The 22,872-nt window shown below is 28.8% G+C and carries 14 protein-coding genes; all 14 read right to left on the bottom strand.

Going from position 1 to position 22,872, the window contains the following annotated elements; genetic code table 11:
• Positions 1–95: 95 nt before the first annotated feature.
• The 14 genes from CLOTH_RS07025 to CLOTH_RS06960 all read right to left on the bottom strand — a co-directional run bounded on the left by CLOTH_RS07025 (position 96) and on the right by CLOTH_RS06960 (position 22,862).
• Positions 96–410 (bottom strand): hypothetical protein, encoded by a 315-nt coding sequence (locus CLOTH_RS07025; RefSeq protein WP_079412486.1) that lies wholly within the window; start codon positions 408–410, stop codon positions 96–98.
• A gap of 399 nt (positions 411–809) precedes the next feature.
• Positions 810–1,703: an ROK family protein gene (locus CLOTH_RS07020; RefSeq protein WP_158080483.1), complete on the bottom strand. Its 894-nt coding sequence runs from the start codon at positions 1,701–1,703 to the stop codon at positions 810–812.
• A gap of 79 nt (positions 1,704–1,782) precedes the next feature.
• Positions 1,783–3,099 (bottom strand): PTS sugar transporter subunit IIC, encoded by a 1,317-nt coding sequence (locus CLOTH_RS07015; RefSeq protein WP_079412482.1) that lies wholly within the window; start codon positions 3,097–3,099, stop codon positions 1,783–1,785.
• Entirely contained in the window at positions 3,099–4,508 is a 1,410-nt protein-coding gene (locus CLOTH_RS07010; protein WP_079412480.1) for a glycoside hydrolase family 1 protein, read from the bottom strand. The genes CLOTH_RS07015 and CLOTH_RS07010 overlap by 1 nt, the downstream gene beginning before the upstream one ends.
• 22 nt (positions 4,509–4,530) lie before the next feature.
• A complete protein-coding gene (locus CLOTH_RS07005; RefSeq protein ID WP_079412478.1) occupies positions 4,531–4,839 on the bottom strand; it encodes a PTS sugar transporter subunit IIB in 309 nt (102 codons plus the stop codon).
• Between the two features lie 20 nt (positions 4,840–4,859).
• Positions 4,860–5,186, bottom strand: a complete 327-nt coding sequence (locus tag CLOTH_RS07000; RefSeq protein ID WP_079412476.1) for a PTS lactose/cellobiose transporter subunit IIA — start codon at positions 5,184–5,186, stop codon at positions 4,860–4,862.
• Between the two features lie 182 nt (positions 5,187–5,368).
• Complete coding sequence (locus tag CLOTH_RS06995; RefSeq protein ID WP_079412474.1) at positions 5,369–6,079, bottom strand: GntR family transcriptional regulator; 711 nt, start codon at positions 6,077–6,079, stop codon at positions 5,369–5,371.
• Positions 6,080–6,275: 196 nt separating this feature from the next.
• Positions 6,276–6,920 carry an FMN-dependent NADH-azoreductase gene (locus tag CLOTH_RS06990; RefSeq protein ID WP_079412472.1) on the bottom strand — a complete coding sequence of 215 codons (645 nt, stop codon included), beginning with the start codon at positions 6,918–6,920 and terminating at the stop codon, positions 6,276–6,278.
• A 105-nt stretch (positions 6,921–7,025) separates the two neighbouring features.
• Positions 7,026–8,900 (bottom strand): molecular chaperone HtpG, encoded by a 1,875-nt coding sequence (gene htpG / locus CLOTH_RS06985; protein ID WP_079412470.1) that lies wholly within the window; start codon positions 8,898–8,900, stop codon positions 7,026–7,028.
• Positions 8,901–9,033: 133 nt separating this feature from the next.
• Complete coding sequence (locus tag CLOTH_RS06980) at positions 9,034–10,617, bottom strand: amidohydrolase (RefSeq protein WP_079412468.1); 1,584 nt, start codon at positions 10,615–10,617, stop codon at positions 9,034–9,036.
• A gap of 313 nt (positions 10,618–10,930) precedes the next feature.
• Entirely contained in the window at positions 10,931–15,208 is a 4,278-nt protein-coding gene (locus CLOTH_RS06975; RefSeq protein WP_079412466.1) for a hypothetical protein, read from the bottom strand.
• A gap of 26 nt (positions 15,209–15,234) precedes the next feature.
• Complete coding sequence (locus tag CLOTH_RS06970) at positions 15,235–16,071, bottom strand: hypothetical protein (RefSeq protein WP_079412464.1); 837 nt, start codon at positions 16,069–16,071, stop codon at positions 15,235–15,237.
• A complete protein-coding gene (locus tag CLOTH_RS06965; RefSeq protein WP_079412462.1) occupies positions 16,064–21,271 on the bottom strand; it encodes a DNA translocase FtsK in 5,208 nt (1,735 codons plus the stop codon). The genes CLOTH_RS06970 and CLOTH_RS06965 overlap by 8 nt, the downstream gene beginning before the upstream one ends.
• Positions 21,246–22,862 carry a hypothetical protein gene (locus CLOTH_RS06960; protein ID WP_079412460.1) on the bottom strand — a complete coding sequence of 539 codons (1,617 nt, stop codon included), beginning with the start codon at positions 22,860–22,862 and terminating at the stop codon, positions 21,246–21,248. Before CLOTH_RS06960 ends, CLOTH_RS06965 begins: the two co-directional genes overlap by 26 nt.
• Positions 22,863–22,872 lie beyond the last annotated feature (10 nt).

Below are 22,872 nucleotides of genomic sequence, written 5' to 3'. Positions count from 1 at the left end.
CTTTAGACAATAGTAAAACTGTCAATACAGAATGTGGTAATGAAATAGCAACTGTAAGAAGTACCAATGAAACGTAATAGACATATATATTTTTTTTAATACGTGGCTCTACTACTATTTTCATTACTTCCACAATATTCACAATTTTTATCAATATATGTATCAATTTTATACGTTTCAAAGGTAACATTATTTACTCCAAATCGAGCATTTAATGATTTTATTTGTTGATAATTCCCATCCATGTATTGAATTATATCAGATGTTGCCATACTTGTAGCTAATGCATTATTATTAAAAGCCGATGGTGCAGAACTTCTTTTATTTAGTTCATCTACTTCTCTGCTAATAATGTCATTGTTGCAATCAATTTTTATAGAAAATGTATTGTTACACAATGGTAATCTCATAATAACACCTCCTACTATAACAAGGTACTGTCAAGGATTTTCATATGCCTAAGACAGTATCGTTAATATCAATTATATATATATATATATATATATCGTCAATAATATTTTTTCCATTTTTTTCTACATCATTCTACATGTTCCATATTAACTTCAATTATTTATTTTTACTAATCAACTTAGATTTAAATACTAATGTATCTAAGTATTCTCTTATTAAGTTAATATCTAAGTAAATCATAAACCTTAGTATATATTTAAAACTATCTTTCAAGAATCAGAAAAAACTGTTTTCTTAAGGTTTTATATGCATTGTATCAACGTATTTCTTCAATTTAATCTTAGCAAACAAAAACGCCTAGAATAAAAATTAAACTCTAGGCGTTTTGAAAACTGTATTTAAAGTATTTTATTATTAACTAAGTGGTTATATATAGCTCCTATCTGTCCTGATTCATTATTAAACTTACAAGTATTTATCTTTACAAAATTATTAATTCTACTATCTAAATTGTCTAAAGTATTTTTCAAATCCTCAAGCAATTTTGCTTGAGAACTAACTCCTCCACCTATTAATACTGCCTGTGGATTAAAGCTATATACTAGATTATATATAGTTAAAGCAAGTCTTTCTATCCATTTGTTATAAACACATACTACATCAGTATCATTTTGCTCTAATAGTTCAAATATCTTTTCTCCACTTAACTTTTCAAATGGAATATTCTTTACTTTTGCTACTTGTTTAACTAGAGCTTGAGTTGATGCTACTAAGCTTGCTGTTGAATTTTCACGTCCATCTTCATTTATTCCATCAACTATCATATAACCAAATTCTCCTGCCATAAATTTATGGCCTCTATATAGCTTATTATCTATTATTATTCCTCCACCTATTCCAGTTCCTATTGTAAGAGCCAAGAAATTTGAGTAATCCTTACCATTTCCCATCCATTTTTCTGCTAGTACTACACAGTTTGCATCATTTTCTATATCTACATATCTATTTGTTCTTTCTAGTAAGATTTCTTTTAGGTTTTTTCCGTGTAAAGGCTTTATTGCTCCTGCATCTAAGATAAATCCAGTATTTACATCTACAAAACCTGGCATACTTATACCTATTCCATCAACATTTTTGTTATCATCTATTATTCCTACTAATGTATCTATAAAACTGTCTAAACTTTCTAGACACGTTTTTACCTTTGAGCTTTTTATTTTAACTCCATCACTACTATATATTCCGTATTTAATGTAAGTTCCACCGATATCTATTCCTAAATACTGTTTCATTTTGTCCTCCTTTGAAAAATAGAATAGACTTATGTAGGTCATACATAAATCTATTCTATACTTGTTAATATTATATAATCTATTTAGTAGCGTCTGATTCTTCTAACTCTGCTGAGTAAGATATTTGGTCTTGCATTTTCATAAATGGATAGTATACACTTGCAGACATTAAAATTATTATAATTTGCATTAAAGCACCTTTCCATCCACCTACTATAAATCCTCCTATAATTGGTGGTGTTGTCCATGGTACAACTACTGCACCAAATGGAGGCATAAATCCTAATGATATTGAAGTATATAGTATTAAACTTGATAATAATGGTGCACCTATAAATGGTATTAACATTAATGGGTTGAATACTATTGGCATACCAAATAACACTGGCTCATTTATATTGAATAGTGCTGGTACTATAGATAGTTTCCCAAGTTGTTTTAAGTGTGCTGATTTAGCACGCAAAATCATAGCTAAAACAAGACCTAAAGTTAATCCAGCACCACCAAATGTTAAATATTGGTCTACAAACTGTGCTGTAACTATCTTTGCATTTTCTCCCACTACTAAAGCAGCTCCACTGTCAATTATTGCTTGATTAGCAAGTCCATTAGCTGTAACTATAGGCCCCATGATTCCCATTATTATAGCTGAACCATGTATACCTCCCCACCAGAATAAAGATATTAATAGTGGTATTAGTATTGCTCCTGCTAGTGAATCTGTCATATTTTGTATTGGAGTTTGTAAAACATCATAAACTACTTCTATGAAAGAAACTCCTGCTAATCTATCGAATACTAAAAATACAATTGAAGATAATGTTATTATTGCAAAACCTGGTATAAGTGCTGAGAATGCGTTTGCAACACCTTGTGGTACTCCTTCTGGCATTTTTATTCTTATATCTCTTTTAATAAACCAACTATAAATATATCCAACTGATATACCTATAATTATTGCAGATATCATACCTTTTCCACCCATGTATGCTTTAGGTATAACTCCACCTATTCTTTCTCCTGCTTCAGTTATTACAAAACTATTAGTTACTATTAATAAAGAAACTATTCCTAAAACTCCTGCTGAAATACCTTCCACACCTTCATTTTTAGCATAAGTATAAGCTACCCCGAAAACCCCTACTAGTGCGAGTATATCAAATGTAGATCCTACTACTTGCCATATAGGATCAGCCCAACCAGCACCAAATGTGTTAGTCATTATATTATCCCATCCTGGTATTGGCATGCAACCTATTAGTAAGAATATAGATCCTACTAATGTAAGAGGCATCGTTAATAAAAATCCATCTTTTATAGCCAATGTTGGCTTTGAATTAGCAAATTTCAAGAAGTAAGGCATCAGTTTTTCGAATACTTTTTCTATCTTATTCATTATAATTCCTCTCCCCTCGTCTCGATTATATGTTTATACCAATGGAATGACAACTTTTTCTTTCTATTTAAGTTATCATTATGATCTACATATATAAATCCATATTGCTTTTTGTAACCGTTTAGCCAGCTTAATAAGTCTATCACTGACCAAGCGTAATATCCTTTTAAGTTTATTCCTATTTTTATCGCTTCCTTACAAGCTTTTAAGTGTTCTTCTATATACTTAATTCTAGGAATATCAACTATTTCTCCTTCTATTATAGGGTCTTCGTCACCAAGTCCATTTTCTGTAATGTATATTTTTACATCTCCATATCTTTCTTTTAACATTCTTAGTCCATCTAATAATCCTTCAGGAGATATTTCCCATCCCCACTTAGTATATTTTTTATCTTCCATCATTACAGTTTTGTAAACCCCATCAAATGATGCATTACCAGGAGCTCCTGTTGACTTTTCTCTAGTATGCTCACATTCTACTACAGGCTCGTAGTTTTTCATAACTCTACCTGGCTGATAGTAGTTTAGCCCTATAAAATCATTCTTATCTGCAGAATTTTTTAGAATTTCTAGTTCTTCTTCAGTCCAATCTGGAAGCCATCCTTTTTCTTTCAACTGATTTACTACATAAGATGGATATTCTCCCTTTAATACTGGATCATAATACCAATTAGTATTGTACTCATTAGCATGTTTTGCTGCAAATATGTTATCTGGCTCATTATCTACACTAAAAGCTGGAGCGAATACATGAGTTATTCCTATTTCTCCGTATTGCTTTAGTTTTTTATAATTGTTTACTACTTTAGCATGAGCTAAGAATACATTATGTGTAGCTTGGAAATACTTCTTTACATCATTTACTATACCTGGAGGATGAGCTCCAGTTAAATATCCTAAAGAACAGAATACAACAGCTTCATTGAAAGTTATCCAGTGTTTAACTCTATCTCCAAAGCTTTCAAAACAAACCTGTGCATATCTTTCAAAGGCATCTATAGTTTTTTTGTTAGTCCATCCACCATTTTCTTCTAACACTTGAGGTAAGTCCCAATGATAAAGAGTTACAAAAGGAACTATACCATACTTTAAACACTCATTTATTACATTATTATAAAATTCTATTCCTTTTGGATTTACTTCACCATCTCCATTTGGTATTATTCTTGGCCAAGAAATTGAAAATCTATATGACTCTAATCCCATTTCAGCCATTAACTTTATATCTTCTTTATATCTATGATAGTGATCTACTGCCACATCTCCATTTGTACCATTAAAAGTTTTTCCTGGTATCTTAGAAAATACATCCCAGTTAGAAACACCCTTGCCATCTTCATTCCATGCACCTTCAACTTGATAAGCTGCTGAAGCTGCTCCGAATAAAAAGTCTTTTGGAAATCTCATTTTGTAATCCTCCTATGCTGCCTTATTTATTTGCCATTTTTATAGCTTCATTTAAAACTTTTTCTCCATTCATCATTCCATAATCCATCGTATTTATTACTTGAACAGGCACTCCTTTTGGCTGACATATGCCCTGTGCTTTAGATAGCATAAATTTAACTTGAGGACCTAATAAAGCTACATCTATTTCTTCCACTCTTTTTTCCATTTCAGATTCTGGGTAAGCATTTATAGTAGCTTCTACGCCCTTTTCTTTTGCTACTTTTCTCATTTTTTCAACTAACATACTTGTAGACATTCCAGCTGCACAAAATAACCCTATTCTTATCATTTTGGTATCCTCCTTAAATATTATTTTTTTAATTCATTAATTTGCTTTTGCATTGATATCATGTGATTTATTAATTCTTTTGTTAAAATAGCATTCATCAAATGATCTTGTGCGTGAATAAGAATAACACCTACTTCTGACTTATTCCCTTGCGCTTCTAAAGTTATTAATTCTGTTTGTATTCTATGTGCTTGTGTTAAAGTTTCATTTGCTTCCTTTATTAGTTTTTCTGCTTCTTCGTATTCATTATTCTTAATTAATTCGAATGCTTGATAAAACCCACTTTTAGCATCTCCTGCTAGACCTATTATTGTGAATATTTGCTCCATTGATATATTTTGTGACATGTTAGCTCCTCCTTTTTATTAATGTATGCTTGATTATTTATTGGTATGTATTAAATTTATTGGTACAAATATTTCTTGATATTATTGTACTATCGTTTTCCCGTTTTGTAAACACTTTTTTTCGACACAACTAAAAAAAGAATCTTAACTAAGTTTTTTAGTTAAGATCCTTTTTTATTCATCTACTCTCTAAAATTAGATAATTTTAATAATTTAACATTTCTATAATGGTGTATAGTCCTAGATACATCAAAAACTTCCCCATTATTTAAGAATACTATATTATCATTTATTAAAGCTGGACTATTTTTAGGTAATCCTAAAATTTTAGCATCTTTATCACTTATTATATCTGCATATATTATTCTATCAGCAAAACCTATAGTTAAATTAAGATCATACCTAATATAATCATATATAGATTTTTGTATAATTTCTTCATTTAGGTATGTAACTATAGCTTTATTAAAGTATGAATACTCCACTCCAAACGGCTTACCATCAACCATTCTTAATCTATTAACAAAATAAACTGAGCTTCCTTCTTCACATCTCATTTTTTGGGCTAAATCTTTATCTGCATGTGTCAGCTTAAAATCAATTATTTTAGTTTCAATTTTGTTAGTAGGAAAATCTGTAGTTAATCCTTTAAGTCTTTCAAGATTAACATATCCTTTAAAAGCTGCTTCTCTTACAAATATTCCACTTCCCTGAACTTGATACAAATAGCCTCTGCTTACTAAAACTTCTATAGCTTTTCTTATAGTATTTCTACTTACCCCAAACCTACTCATCAGTTCTTCTTCTGTTGGTATCTTCTTCGTTTCAATATAAACCCCTTCTATAAGTTCTTTTTCTAAAGTATCTACTATTACTCTGTATTTTGCAGCCATATTTTTTTTATTCTCTCCTTCATTTCATATCCACTTTATTAATATTTAATAAAATGTGATTAGCACTACAATATTATAGACAATCTATATACATATGTTTTATAACATATTTTATAAACTATATCAATGTAAAATATATTTATTATGTAATAGTATTTTAAATCACAATTAAAGCCCCTATGATAGGGGCTTTAATCTATGAAAGCTTTTGTGCTAGAGCTCTTGCTTGTTCTTTAGCTTTTTCAACAGCTTCATGCTGTTTATCACCTGTGTATCCTGTTTTATCAACAAGAATTTCATGGAAATTTTTGATACCTACAAATTTAAATAAATCCTCTAGATAGTTTCCACCATGATTTATCTTTCCATCTAAAAGCCAAGGAATTCCTCCTCCTGAAGATTGAATGTAAATCATGCTTCTTTCCTTATCATCTAGTAAGCCACTAATTTTATCTGCATCTATTTTTACTGTAATATCATTTTGTATTATACAGTCAATATACTCTTTTAGTGGTGCAGGAAACATTAGATTCCACATAGGAGCTGCTATTACATAAATATCTGCATCTTTAAATTCTGTCGCAAGCTGGATTATATTATCTATTTCTCTTTTTTCATCTTGTGATAAGCTATCATTATTTTTTGAATCGACTACACCATTTTTGCAGTCAAAATACGTGTGCTTAAGCCTTGGAATATGCATCTGATAAAGATCTAATTCCTTAAATTCTAGGTTACTATTTATCTCTAGAAATGCATTTATAAATTCTCTACCAACAGTTTTACTTGCTGAAATGCTTTCTGGTTTAGAGTTACAAGTAATATAAAGTAATTTTTTCACAATACACACCTCTTTTTATTTATACTAGTTACTATTATTATTTGTTTTAAAACATTTATTATTCTACATAAAAAAAGAGCAGAAATTCCTGCTCTTTAATAAATGTTATTTCATTATTTTGCATATGTTGTTCGTAAATTCCACAGGATCAGATATCGTTAATCCTTCTATAAGTAATGCTTGATTGTATAGTATATCTGTATACAATTTAAACTTATCTTTATCACTTTCATAAGCTTCTTTTAAAGATTTGAATACATCGTGATTTACATTTATTTCTAATATTTTATCTGCTTCAACCTTCTGACCTGTAGGCATAGAGTTTAGTATTTTTTCCATTTCAATTGTCAAATCACCATCATTTGATAAACATACTGGATGAGTTTTTAATCTCTTTGATGACTTAACGTATTTTACTTTTTCTGATAATATATCTTTCATAGCTTCAAACAATTCTTTATTCTCTTTTTCATCAGATTCTTGTGTTTTTTCTTCACTTTCTATACCTAAATCCCCACTTGATACAGACTTAAACTCCTTATCCTTGTATTTCATCATCATTCTTATAGCAAATTCATCTACATCGTCTGTAAAGTACAGTATTTCGTACCCCTTATCTGATACAATTTCTGTTTGTGGAAGCTTGTCAATTCTTTCAATTGACTCCCCTGCTGCATAATAGATATATTTTTGTTCTTGAGGCATTCTTGAAATATACTCATCTAAAGTAACCATCTTTTTCTCTTTTGAAGAATAGAACATTAATAAATCTTGTAAATCCTCTTTGTTAGCCCCAAAATCACTATATACACCATATTTTAGTTGTCTTCCAAATGATTTATAGAAAATCTCATACTTATCTCTTTCATTCTTTAGCATATTTTCTAATTCTTTTTTGATTTTATTCTTTATATTCTTAGCTATAAATCTTAACTGTCTATCATGCTGTAATATCTCTCTAGATATATTAAGAGATAAATCCTCTGAATCTACTATACCTTTAACAAATCCAAAGTAATCAGGAAGTAAATCTCCACACTTATTCATAATTAAAACGCCATTAGAATATAACTCTAGACCTTTTTCATATTCCTTAGTATAAAAATCATATGGAATTTTTTCTGGAATATATAAAATTGCATTATATCTTACTGCTCCATCAATACTCAGATGCATATGCTTTATTGGCTTATCAAATCCATAGTGTTTTTCAAAATAGAAATTGTTATAATCCTCATCAGTAAGCTCATTTTTATTTTTTCTCCATATAGGAACCATACTATTTATAGTTTCTTCTTCTATATAATCTTCATATTCATTTTCACTGCCATCTTTAAGTCTTTTTCTATTCATATCCATTTTAATTGGATATCTAATAAAGTCTGAATATTTCTTAATTATATATCTTAATCTATACTCATCTAAATAATCATCAAAATTTTCATCTTCAGTATTATCCTTTATATTAAGTATAATTTCTGTACCAACAGAGTCTTTTTCACATTCTTCAATAGTGTATCCGTCTACACCCTGAGATTCCCATTTATAAGCTTTGTCACTACCAAATGCCTTAGTTATAACAGCAACTTTATCAGCTACTAAAAATGCTGAATAAAATCCTACACCGAACTGCCCAATTATATCGTATCCATCTTTTAATGTATTTTCTTTTTTAAATTGTAAAGACCCACTCTTTGCTATAGTTCCAAGGTTTTCATCTAATTCTTCTTTAGTCATACCTATACCAGTATCTATAATTTTTAATACTCTATTTTTCTTATCCAGAACTACCTTTATATAGTAATTGTCTTTCTCAAAAACTAAAGAATCATCTACTAAAGTCTTATAATAGATTTTATCAATTGCATCACTAGCATTAGAAATAAGTTCTCTTAAAAAAATCTCCCTATTAGTATAAATTGAATTAACCACAATATCTAGCAGTCTCTTAGATTCTGCCTTAAACTGTTTTTTCTCCAATTTAAACTCTCCCTTCCAATAATGTTTTAAATGCATTTAGCACTCATTTTCACAGAGTGCTAATAACTAATTCTTATATATCATATTTTCAAACGTCATGTCAATATCTTTTATACTTCTTCTTTTCTAGCTCTTACAAATCATAAACAAACTCTCCATCAACCATTGTTTTTTCAACCTTGATATCCTTTATATACTTTTCATCTATAGTAAATATATCTTTGTCTAATACTATCAAGTCTGCTACATACCCTGGTTTTAATCTTCCTTTAAATTCTTCTTTAAACTCATTAAAAGCACTTCCATATGTATATGCATCAATAGCATCTTCAAGCTCCATCTTTTCATTTGGATAAAATCCTCCTACAGGCTTGCCTGATATACTTTGTCTTGTAACAGCGCAGTAGATATTTGAAAATGGATTACACTCTTCTACGGGAGCATCTGTGCTCAAACTTACAGGAGCTCCTAATTTGTATAAAGTATTGAAAGCATAAGATGTACTTGCAAGTTCCTTTCCTACTCTATCTTCGACAATATTCATATCGTAATCTAAGAAAATAGGCTGATACATAACAGGAATATTTAATTTAGCAATTCTCTCAAGTTGCTTCTTACTTGTTATTTGACAATGAACTATACCGTGTCTAAGAAGGTTCACGCCATCTTTCATAGTACTTTCATAAGCATTTATTACACTTTCTATAGCTCCATCACCTATAGCATGAGTTATTACCCTAATTCCATTTTCTGTTGCTAAATCACATAACTTTTGTAGCTGCTCATCACTTAGTGCTGCCACACCCCTATTCCCTTGATCATCTTTGTAATCATCTAGCATTAAAGCAGTTCTAGCACCTAATGAACCATCTTTAAATAGTTTTAGTGCACCTTTTGATAAGAACTTTTCATCATATTTACCAGTTTTATGTTCAGTTTCAATATAAGATCTAAAGTCATCTATATCCTGAAAATTATATTGATGTCCATATCTTAACTTTACTTTCTTATCTTTGTAGATATTATTTATAATCCTAAACATTCTCTCAAAATCTTCGCCCATAATATCACATGACTGTACTGAAGTTATGCCAAGACTGAGTGCATAATTTGCAGCCATCAAAAACTCTCTTTCTATGTCTTCATCACTTTTTTTTGGTATAACAGAGCGGAGTAAGCTAGTAGCATTTTCAGTAAATATACCATTTAGCGTATCAATAACTCCACCATCTACAACAGTATTTTCATCTACACCTAATATCTCTAGTGCCTTTGTGTTGCCTACTGCAAGGTGTATGCATACTCTATCAAATACAATTGGAATTTCGGTGGATATTTTGTCTAGATCGAATCTATTGAGTATACGCTTTTCACCACAAGTAAAATAGTCTTGATTCCACCCACGACCATATAAAGCCTTTATTCCTTCATTTTCACGTATAAATTTCTTTCCTAGCTCAATAACGTCATTTATTGATCTTGCCTTTGTTAAATCGCAACAGCTCATTCCATCACCAACTAATGTGATATGTAAGTGACTGTCATTGAATCCTGGCAAAACAGTTTTGCCATTAAGGTCTACTATATTATCAGCGTTATTTTTAAGTATTTCATCATTGCTACCAACTTCTTTTATAGTTCCATCTTCTATAAGGATTGCTTCTTTGAAATTGTTTTTTTCAACATATATCTTGCCGTTTTTCAAGATTGTCTTCACGACATTATCCCCCTTTAAGTCATATTTTAAATAACCACCTCAAACATATCCATAAAACTGTCCTTCGTCTTGTAATAGCTTCGTGAACTTAGTTTGTATTTACTAAGTATTTGCTTTGAAAAATCTTTTGCAAGTCTTATCAAAATAGCAGTACAAATCTTGCAACATCTACTCTTTTCTTTATTTCAATTGATGGTTCTGTAGCAGTTTGGCTATCAAAGTCTTCATAATCTAGTTATGAATATATCGAATCTATCTAGCAAAGGCACTTACTAATATCTATTAGTAAGTGCCTAAAGAATATAATCTAACATTAATTTACTTTACTACTCAATTCTTCTAATATATTAGATAACAAACTTATACATTCTTCTTTCTTTTCTAAAGAGAGATCTCTAAACATACTTAATATACTATCCATATTTAAACTGCTTATTCTATTATCTACCTTGTTTTTATACTCATTATATTGACTCACAGTACTATCTATAAGATATTCTGGAGTACCCCTTGTTTCTTTAATCCATCTAAAACACATGTCAGAGTCCCAACTATCTATATCTTTTATATCAAATCCTAAATGCATATTTATCCACTTGATATTTAGTTCATCTATTTTGTCATTTATACTTTGTATATAACTATTTATTATACTTTCTACAGCTACAATATCCTCAAACTCTTCATACTTACCTTTTAATAATTTTGCTTCATCAATCTTGATATTAAACTTATCTATGTTATCCATTTCCTCTATGTCCTTAATCAGGTTTTGAACAACTTGTCCTATAGTTTCTATTTCTTCCCTGTCTATAGGTCTTAACTTCTTAGACATAACATATTGTATTTCATTTATAATGTTCTTAGCCTCTCTAATAGAAGTTACTTCAAGAGCTCTATCTATTATATCCATTATGCTGTTGTTTATATTGTGTAAAAATTTATTATTAGTTTCTAATCTTGTTTCTAAGCTTGTTATATAAGCTTCTTTATCATTTTTATCTAATACATCATGATATCTTACTATATCTATTAATTCTTCACCCTGTTTTTTCCATTGTAAAAGTTCTTCCTGGGTTGAATATTCACTAGGCTTTACTATATCTAAATAGTTTTTCACATTTTCATTTATGGTTTGTATTTTCTTAATGTTATCTAGATTATCTAATTGCTCTTCAAGCTTATTTATTGTAAGTCTAGCATAATCATCGTATCCTAAACTTCTTAAATCCTCAGCGAGTAATTTCATCCACTTTTCATACCCCGTTACCTGAGCAATACTATAGCATTTAGCATTTTTGTTTAAGAAATTTACATATTCTTTCTCTATAAAATCTCTAGCCTTATCAAGTAAATCTCCGAATATAGTCATATACTTTTCACTATATTGATAAGATAATCCCTCCTCTATGGTTGGAGTTATTTTTTCACACTTTAAAGCAACTTTGTTTATGTGCTTAAAATCTAATTCTCTTATCCCTTTTTCTAGATCATGTTTCATCTCACCTATAAAAATTTTAGTTTTATTGTATAGCTTTTCACCTTGGTTTATTAACATCTTACACCCTTCCACCTTTAACTTAAATTCCTCTGGTGGCTCTTCCTCAGATAACAACTGGTATAACTCAGACTTTAACTTTATACATATATCTATATCAGTATTTCTTTCTATCTTATCACATATAACTTTATACCTAGTTAAATACTCACCTAAATCAACTTTTACTAACTTACAATCTTTAAGATATTTGAAATCTAAATCCTTTTCTTTGTAAAACTCAGTCACCCAGTCTATAGTCTTTATAGGTTTGTTTCCTTTGAATATCTTTATTTCTATACCTTCTACTGCTATGTATATTGCTATAGCTAACGCGAATGAATAGTCATTAAAGGTATATGGGGGATGAGTGTATTTTTTATATAAATCATATAAGTTAACCTCATTCCCATCAAACATACTCCTTATTTCATCATAAATACTTTTTAAATTTATATTCTTAGGAGTAATTATTCTGAATTCATCATCTAGAACACCCCAGCCAACCATCTTATTTCTCAATACTATATCTATTCTGTTTTTTATATCTTTATTTTGTAGCTGTATCCATTGATAATTTAACTGTCCAGATAATATCCCTTTACTGATAGCTGCATGTATTTTTTTAGGAGCACCTAAATTTTTATTTGCAAACCCTTCAAATGGAAATGATATTATCCTTTTATACAGATCCTCAAATCTTTTATTGCATATATTTTTTATTCTCAGCGAACTCTTTTTTAGTCCTTCATTAGTGAACACATTTCTTTCTTGAAGCATATTATTAAACTGACGCACTAATCCATCATTTACTTTTTCAGTAAACATCATCATGAATTTAGCAAACTTCATAGTTTCTTCTTGAGTAAACTTAGGTATTATACTGCTGTCTATTAACAAGTTATATAGGTCATTTTCTCTGTCATCTAGTAGTATCCATATTATAGGATAATTATCTAAATTATATTGATTATATAAATCCTTCAGCTTATTTAATTCGTCTATATTGTTATCTTTGTTATTATATATATATATTATTTTGCCTTTAGGTTTACTCGGATTTGTTGAATTATTAAAGTCATTTATTAAGTTTTGGACATACACATTATCTATTCTCTTTGATGTTACTATATCTTGTTCATATTGCCATTCACTTGTTTTTATATTATTTCTAGCTCCAAAATCAGTTAGTATATAACTATTTATCCCTAATTTTTGTTTTATATCGTTGTTTAGTAATAGTTCTAGATCAATACTTTCTAGATTTGATTTTTTTCTTCTTATAAATCTATTAAAGTCATTTATCCCTGTTGCATCTTCTATAAAATCAAAAGTAGCAGTTTTTTCATCATATGCTATCATTCCATAATTGTTTTCTAAATTTGTTAAAATACCATCTAATAATTCACTTTTTATGTTAGTTATATATTCTAAAGCTAACAGTACATCTTCCTTATTTGATGTCCTAAATTTTCCAAGCTTTAATATTAATATTCCTGATAAAATATCTAATTCAGTTTTGTTTAGTTTATCTTTGTATTTTATATATATTCTATCGTATAATGTACAGTATTCACTTTTTTGTCTTCCTTCACTTTCAGCTAGCAATAACTCCTTAAAGAAATCTCCTTTTATGATATCTATAGGAAGTACTACTGGCAAATCTCCAAATTCAGTTATCTCTTTCTCTTCTATGTTCTCAAAACATCCTATTAGAAAATTTATAGCTGATCTTTGTTGGTACCAGTCAGAAAGATATGAAAGCATCCATGTTGTTATAGGATGAAATGGATACACTCCTTTTAATATAACATTGCTAAACTTCTCCCAATTATTCCATACCCCCTTGCCTTTAGCTCCTGGTATCCATTCATTTATCTTATTAAATAAGACCTTATTTTTTTGTTCTACTTTTTCATTTCTTAGTTTAGATTCTATGTAATTAGAATATAAATCTATATCTTTAGGTTTTATTAAATTTGCAAATATAGTTTCTAAATTAGAAGAAAGATATATCTTTTCTCCAGCTTCATATCTTCCTATATATCTACTTATATTTGAAGTTTTGTTTACTCTGGCTAAATATGTCTTCAAATCTGATTGAATGAACCCTATAAATAATATATTGTTGTTGCTATCTTGAATTACCTCAAATATTTGTTGAAGAGCTGAATCTCCTGCTCTATTTGGATAATCCGATGCATACTCTATATATCTTCCGAATTCATCAAATAGTATCAATATTTTATTAAAATGTCCACTCGTACCACACATTTTATCTACTAATTTTCCTAATACATCGGCTGAAGATATGCCTTCGTCCCACCTTATAGGGCTTCCAGTCACGTAACTATATACATCATTTATAGAATCAAAAATTTCATCTTTATATATATTTTCCATTAGATGCTTTTTTAGGTTTATGACATTTATGCCTCTTTTTGATGTGCTTTCTAAAAACTTATCTTTAAAATTTTCAAAGTTTCTATCTAGGAATGTTTGAGCTATATTATAGGCTTTAGTGTATTCAGAGAATATCTCCTCTCCATATCCATATGCACTCAATACTTTCTTTGCAGTACTTAATATCTCATAATTTAAGTTAAAATCTTTCATACCATTTAATACTATAACTAAGTTTGGTTTACTAGTTTTGTCTTCTATATTCTCAGATATATCGATATCTGCTGACCTTAAATTACTAACTATGTCCTTATAAATATCACTTTCTTTTTCATGAGAAAATAAATTACCCAAGGTTACTGCTAAATGCGATTTTCCTGTTCCATATCCTGCTATTGTAAGAACTATTGAATTTCCTTCATCATCATTTAACTTATTAGCTATCAGATTTGTGAAACTACATGTATCCATTAGCTTATGAGTTTTGTATTCTACATCATCTTGTGTTACTCCAAAAAATTGCGGTCCATGAAATATAAAGCTTTGTGATATTGTCTTTGCTTTGCTCTTATCGTAATACCAGTCTGTTTGAACAGCTCCCCCAAATACTATATCCTTTTTTAAAGATATAATATCTTTTATCTTCGCCATATGATCATCTCCATTCTATACCCTCTTTAGGATAGTAAAGAATATACTTTATCAAGTAAATCTTCACTATTTATATTTTTTATAACTGTTACAGGGATTAATTGTTTATTTAGACTAAGTATCCTCATATCACTTAGTTCATCTAAAACATTCATTGCAACTTCTTCATCCCAACAAAATCCCCTATGCCATTTTATATCTTCGATTATCTCACTAACAGTAAATTCTTGTCTATTTACATCTAAAGCTTCTAATTCCTTCAATAATGTATAACTATATACATACATTAAATCTTTATTTATGTTATTTTTGTTAAACTTAACCTTCCTAGCATCTTCATCTATTATTTCAAGCAAATGTAGTGATTTCAATGAATTATCGTTTCTGTATGTGCTTCTAAACGGCGTTAAATTTATTTTTATACCATTCATATCTTTTAGTTCATTTATTAAAACTTCTTCATTTATTACATCTCCATACTTATCTGTAATAATTCTAAAGATTTGAAACCACATAGTGGCTCCAAATCGTTCAGAATTTAGAAAGTAATTACACATAGCTTTACTTACATTTTCAACTAAAAACAAATCTTCATTATATATTAAGTTGCCTAAATCCGTTTTTTTTAGTAAGTACTTACCCCCATCTTTATTTACATCTATAAGATTCATATAGTTAGCATAATATATATGCGGCTCAACTTTACCCGACTTATCCCCTGTAGGTATTCCTGTTAATTCTGATACCTCTTCTTTTGTTAAATAACCATAGTTATCTGCAATTTGTAGTATTTTCCCTATATATTCAAGTTCCAAACAAAAACTTTCGTGAAAATTTAAATTTCCTTTTGTTGTATTACTCATTATCTTCCACCTTAAACTTATTATTTAAATATTTTACAACGCTTTCAACTTCATCTTCCTCTATGTATGGTGATTTAATTCTAATTAAGTTTGAAGTATCCGCTGTTTTAAGCAACATATCCCCTTTACCTAAAAGAGACTCTGCTCCTTTTGTATCTAATATCAAGTTAGATGCATTAGAGTCTATTACCTTAAGTGCTATTCTAGCTGTTAAGTTATTCCTTATAGTCGTAGTTATTATCTCTGCCTTAGGTGTTTGTGTACATATAATTATATGTATACCTGCAGCTCTAGCCTTTTGAGATAGTTGTTTTATAGCGTTTTCTAGCTTAGCTCTAACTTCACTACTTGACTCTATCATAGCTCCATATTCATCAAATACCATAAGTATTCTCTTTAATTTATTATCTGGATTTTTCTTATTATATTCTGTTATGTTTTTAGCTCTGCTAGACTTAAATAATCTATATCTGGAGTCCATTTCACTTACTAATTCATCCAATAAGTTTACAGCCTCTTCAGGTTCAGTTGCAGCTTGTCTATTTCTTGTGTATTCACTATCTTCAAATAAAGTAAGTTCTACAAACTTAGGATCTACTAAAATCAACTCAACTTCTTCCGGAGTGTACATAGACATAATAGAAGATAGTATTACATTTACTAATACGCTTTTTCCGCTTCCTGTTTGTCCTGCTATTAAAAGATGTGGACTATTAGAATCACTCATATCTACTAACTTAGGATTTCCCAACACATCTTCACCTAATAGTATATAAAATTTATCCTTAATGTCTTGATATTTATCTGAAGCTTTATTAATCTTAGATAATATATCTTTCATTCTTATAGTTTGTCTTTTTTCTCTCACTATATCTATATTTACATGTCCATCTGCTATAAATAATAACGGTTGTTCATTTATGCCTAACCATAATTTCATTTCTTCAGCATATCTTTCAACTTGACTAAAATTAACACCTGCAGCCAACTGTACTCTTATTCTAGCTATATCTGGGCCAATTATATAATCATGAGGTATTATACGAATTTTCCTAATTTCTAATTGGTTTTTCAGCGTATTTAGTTTTGATTTAATAGATTCTTCTTCTTGTTTAATAGCTTCTTTACTTCCGGTCTTAAATAACTCTAATATTTCAGTATCTATTATTAATGGATCTTGATTTAAAACTTCTTCATTCTCAGCAACAGCTACATCATAATATTCTTCACTGTTATCATGGGTATCATATTCTTCTCTAGAAGTTCCTATTTGTACATTTATATCATCTATCTTATTACTGCTTTGTACAAATTGTTCTTCTTTTCCTGATAACTCCTCATCATTCTGATCTACTCCTATTAGAAGCTCTTTTATATAGTTCTTACTAAACTTAAATATATTAATATCTACATCGTCAACGTTGTCTATTTCTTCTTCGTAATGGGTACCAAAATCCGTATCTACCCAATAGGTGTACTCATAATTATAAAATTCTATTTCGAAATTCCCTTCATTAATTCCTGTTAGTTTATTTATTAATAAATCTCTTTCAGTTTTATTTTCTATTCTATTTATGGTGCTATTATATGCTAGTAATCTATATAGCTGATTAAACCAAAATCTTCTCTCAACTGAATGACTATCTGCGTTCCATATATTAGATAGTCTACGATATCCCTCGTAAACTTGATCTTTTGCTTTTTGTATGTGGATGTCGTTGGCCTTGGCTAATTTACATTCTAATATCTTAGCTTTTATTTTTATATTTTCATTATCTAACAAATTATTATTTTCTTTCTCCACTTCTAGTATTAAAAAATCTGGTCTTGAATTTATATTTTTTTCTTTAGATAGCTCAAGTTGATTATCAAATAAATGACTGTGAGAATCTAAACTTATAATTTTCCTTATATAAAATTTATCAGAACTATTTTCAAATATATTTTCAAATTTTGATGTTAATAGATAGGCTAAATAATTGTTTATAGATTCATCATTAGGATTTATAGCTTTTAATATTTCAGATCCATCTAAATACTTAGCGTAATTTATACACTCTTGTGCTGCATCTTCTATATGCTTTGCCTTCCAGTTACTAAATTTATGCCTTAACCTAGTTGTTAAAAATTGCCTTAGATCATTTAGATATTCTTGTTTAGTTGATATTGTGGTATTCAATTCACCAAAATATCCATTTCCTGTTGAAAATCCTATTATCTTATTATTTTTAAGATTAAGTATATCTACATCTATATTTTCATCTATTATAACTATCCATGTACCTATATCATGCAGACCTTCTATTAATTGTTCTATATTACTTTTCAAAACTACTTTTTTCACAGCTTTGTATTGACCATCTTTTACATTTTTATTTTGCATATATGTCATATATTTTGTATGATTGTACTCTACCTCAAACTGTGTTTGGGTTATAGAAACTTTTCTTGATTTAGCCTCATTACATGGTATAGGTAAATACACAGAAGGATACCTACTTTGAGATATATCTTTTTTTACAGGATCATTAACTAATTCAGTTTTTATATCTTCCATATCAAGAACATTCTCTACAAAAATTAAATCTGATTTAGATATGCTATTTTTTATGTTATCTATAGAACTAGAAAAATCTATATATTTTATATGAGCTTTTACAGTTATGTTATCTTCTTCTGTAAATTTATTTTCTAACCAATACTTTATATAGTTCTTGCTGTTACATTTATAGTCATTAGTGTATATATGAACATTTATTTTTACATTTAATTTTTCTTTTTCAAGCTTGATTATTATATTATGTAATCCACTTATTAAATTCTTATAGTGTTTAGGTTCTATGAATGATATATTTATTCCATCTATTTTAGAAGGGTAAGTATTTAAATAATCACCAATAACCCTTGATATATAAGTAGATACTGGGTTACTTTGCACAGTACCAGTAAAATCTTCATCGTTAATACCAAAATCCACACTCTTAGAAGAGCTAACATCACTTCTTGAACTACCATATAACGAGTAAAATCCGTATGTTGAGTTACAAGGTACAAATTTATTATCTTCTCCAATTAATATACTAGAACCAAATGTTATAGTAGCTAGTTGATCTAGTCTATCAAATTTATTCGTTATTATATTTATTTTATACTTGTCCGTTTTAGACAGCTTTAGTTCTTCAAATATTTCTGCAAACCCATTCGCTAAATAATTATATCTTTCTATTATTTTTTCTATCATTACAGGATGATATGGCATCATAAGTGCTCCTGTTGTATGATCTGAGTATATATTATCCTCATTTATTAATAGAAAAGACTTAGAAAATATTCTAGCTAACTCTAAATGTTCCCCATTTCTTAGATTACATATTAAAGAATCTAGCAATTCATTATATTTTCCTATGAATTGTATCATTCCTGTATTTTTAATTGAATTAAACAATCCATTTTCTTTTATATTATTTATGACATTATTAAATGTCTCGCCTATATCATGTAATCTTACTATTAATTCGTCATTTTCTCCTTTTAATTCTTCTATAACATCTTTATATTTAACTTCTAAATCCTTAATAGAATATATTACTTCTTCTTCATTTGTAATATCCAGTACACTATTTAGTTCCTTACATATACCTATAGGTACAAATTTATCTTGTTTTATAAAATCTTCAAAACTACTTTCTATAAAATTATATGTATTAGCCCAAAAATCAGTCTCAAATATATGCCATTCATATTCTGATATTTCAATGGCTTCTTCATCTCCCTCAGTATAGAATTCATATTCCATAGTTATTTTCGACCTTTGTTCACTAGCAGATGCACTCTTAAGAATGCCTTTTTTTAGAAGATCTCCTGCATTTTTTATATCGAATGGATATGTATCTTCATTTGAAGATATTTCTGAGTAAACTTCTAGTTCAATAATTTCTCCATTACAATTTGATAACATTAAATCTTCAAATAACGTTTCTATTCCCCCTAAAAATCTGCACATATTCTTCCATTTTATTTTTAGATCACTATCTTCATTATCTGATTCTGATATTGTATTTGCCAAGCTTATTTGTTGTATATTTACCCTGATTTTATTTATATCATTTCTTAAATCAACAGGTAGATTATTAAGTTCTATTAATATAGGAAGATATATAGCCCTAAATGGATCGCCATATATTTTAGGAACCTTATTATGTGTCGCCTTAACTGTGCTTTCTTTATAATTTAATATGCCTAGTATATCTGTAAAGTTGCACTTAAATAATTTTTGTTTTACTTCACCTATTTTTATACCTTGGATATAATTTATAATATCTTCTACAACTTCGAAGTAATCATTATATCCAGGGAATTTTTCGTTAAATTCTGATATTATTTCATTTTCGTGTTTTTTGTAATATTTATCAGCAGTATTCCTCAAGCTCAATATTTTTTTATCTGTTTGATATTTAGATATTATACTTCTATTTACAAACTTATACGCCTTGTCTAATAAATCTATTTTTTTGTTTTCTAAATTGTCTAGACCAGGATTACTAAGAATATTCCTTACATTAGGTAAATCCCACCATTCATTTAAATTTTCAAATATATACTTAACAAGTTCATCCTTATCTTCTATATACTCTAGAGAATCTATAAACTCACTTAAATTAAATAAATCTTTAGGTATATGAATAAATATATTTTTGTATATATTATCTAGTATATTTAGGTATTGACTTGATAAATTCAATGATTCTATATACTTATTTTTTTGGAACATTACTGAGTACTTGTTTCCTACATAGTTTTCTATTATATGAGGATTTATTTTATAGAAGTCTTCTATTCCTCCTTGATCCTCAACTAACTCTGTTCCCATTAAAAATACAACGCAGTTCTCTATATTATTATTAAAACAGTGATTTCTCCATTTAGTTAAATGTTCTTCCTTCTCAATTAATCCTTCTTTATCCATTTCCTTTAGAACAAAAGAAAAGTTTGGATTACCTTTCCAAAATTCATATTTTTCCTTAGATAACCTTGCTTTGAAGTCTATGTTTTTATTCTTTAGCAGCCCTCTAAAATACAAGCATACTTCGTAATATACTTTAGGATGTATAAAGTTTTCTAGCTTTATAATGTTAATCTTATTCCCTTTTCCTATTTCATTAAGTATAAGTTCTTTAACAAGGCTCACATACGAGTTCACTTGAATCTCCCTCCAATTTCATATAAGGATTTTCAACTATAGAAGTTGCGTCAGAGAGTTCTCTTAAAAAACCATTCTTTCTTAATAAATTATGAAATTCTATTAAATTATCGCTTAAATATGACATATCCTTATTAATATTTATTTTATTGTCCCTTTCATATAAGTCATACTCCCTTGGTCCTATAACTATTCCATAATGCTTATATAGTTTCTTTAAGAAAGAATCTAATGTCATTTTTTGCTCTGGTTCTATTAAAGAAAGTACTAGAAATCTTATTAAAGAATCAGATAATGTGAATCTCATTCCTTCTCCTTTCAAAGGCACTATTAGTCCTATATCTTTACCTAATTTTCTCAGCAGCTTAAATGAATCTTCGTTAGCATCTTTTAAAAGGGCTAAGTCAGTTTTTTCTTTTTCACTTTTTTTCCTTTCTTTCTCGTTATCTTCAAGATATTTTTTCTTGTTTTCTAGCATTTTATATATAGCTATTTCCATTTTTTCTTCTAGTTCCTTATAATGTTCAGAGGCTACTTTTTTGATTTTTTGATCTGCATCTGATTTGGAGGTGATGTGAATTAGCCACATAGGATTAGACTCTGCTTTATCCTCAGCTATACATACAGCAGATTCTACCATCATTCTCAGTACCTGCAAAACTATCCCTACGTTTAATAGATCTATTTTTTCAAACTCAGAAGTTTCACACATAAGCAAGTTATTTAGCTCTCTTATTGTATACTCTGACCTTCTTTTATATCTTTCAGTTATCCATTGAGACTTCATTTCTACCTTCAGACTTGTTCTTGTATCAACATTTTTTTCTTCTAGATATTTACTCCATGTATCTATTATCCAATTTGATATTCTAGAGAATTGTGGAAAAGATTTAAGAAGTGCATTTAAATTTTGTTCAATACTCTCCTTATACTGAGGTTTTTGTCGTAATCCTTGAAGAATATGTAAAAAATATACCTCTCCACCTCTCGCCATGAAATTATGCTCTCCAAACTCAAATCCTTTCTCAACTTCAAGCATCTCTTTCCCACTTAGATCATCTAAAGAATTTATATGCCTAAATTTATTTTTTCTTTTAGTTTTCTTTCCCATTGCTTCTGCAAACACAGTTTCTTCACATACCGGCATTAATGATTGTGCAAACCATCCCCTATTTTTAGTAACGGCTGAAAACCCATAATATAAGTCTTGAATAACTTTCAGTACATCCTCTTTACTACGTATAGATGTCTCTATATTTTCCATAAGTAAATTATTTAACTTTTCATATGCATGTCTATCTATTTCGAATCTATTTTCAAGCTTGCTTTTTTCAAAGAATATAAATCTTTTGAGTCCTATATTAGGTTTTGTTATATATTTAAGTTGAGTATGATATACTCCATCATTTTCAGGTTGATCAAGCTTATAACCTGTACCTATATACATGAGTAAAAATTCAAGTAGATATTCTGGTACAGTTTGGTCTTTTCTTATTCTTCTTCCATATGCTTGTATTTGGAGATTTTGGACCTCAGGAACTTCGTTGTTCTCTAGTTTTAAATTCGGAAAAACTCCTTTATAGTATGTCATATACATCATC

Source organism: Alkalithermobacter paradoxus (assembly GCA_002029295.1).
Taxonomy (GTDB): domain Bacteria; phylum Bacillota; class Clostridia; order Peptostreptococcales; family Peptostreptococcaceae; genus Alkalithermobacter; species Alkalithermobacter paradoxus.
Note: the sequence above shows the minus strand (reverse complement) of the source record. Positions and strands in the feature narration are given on the sequence as shown.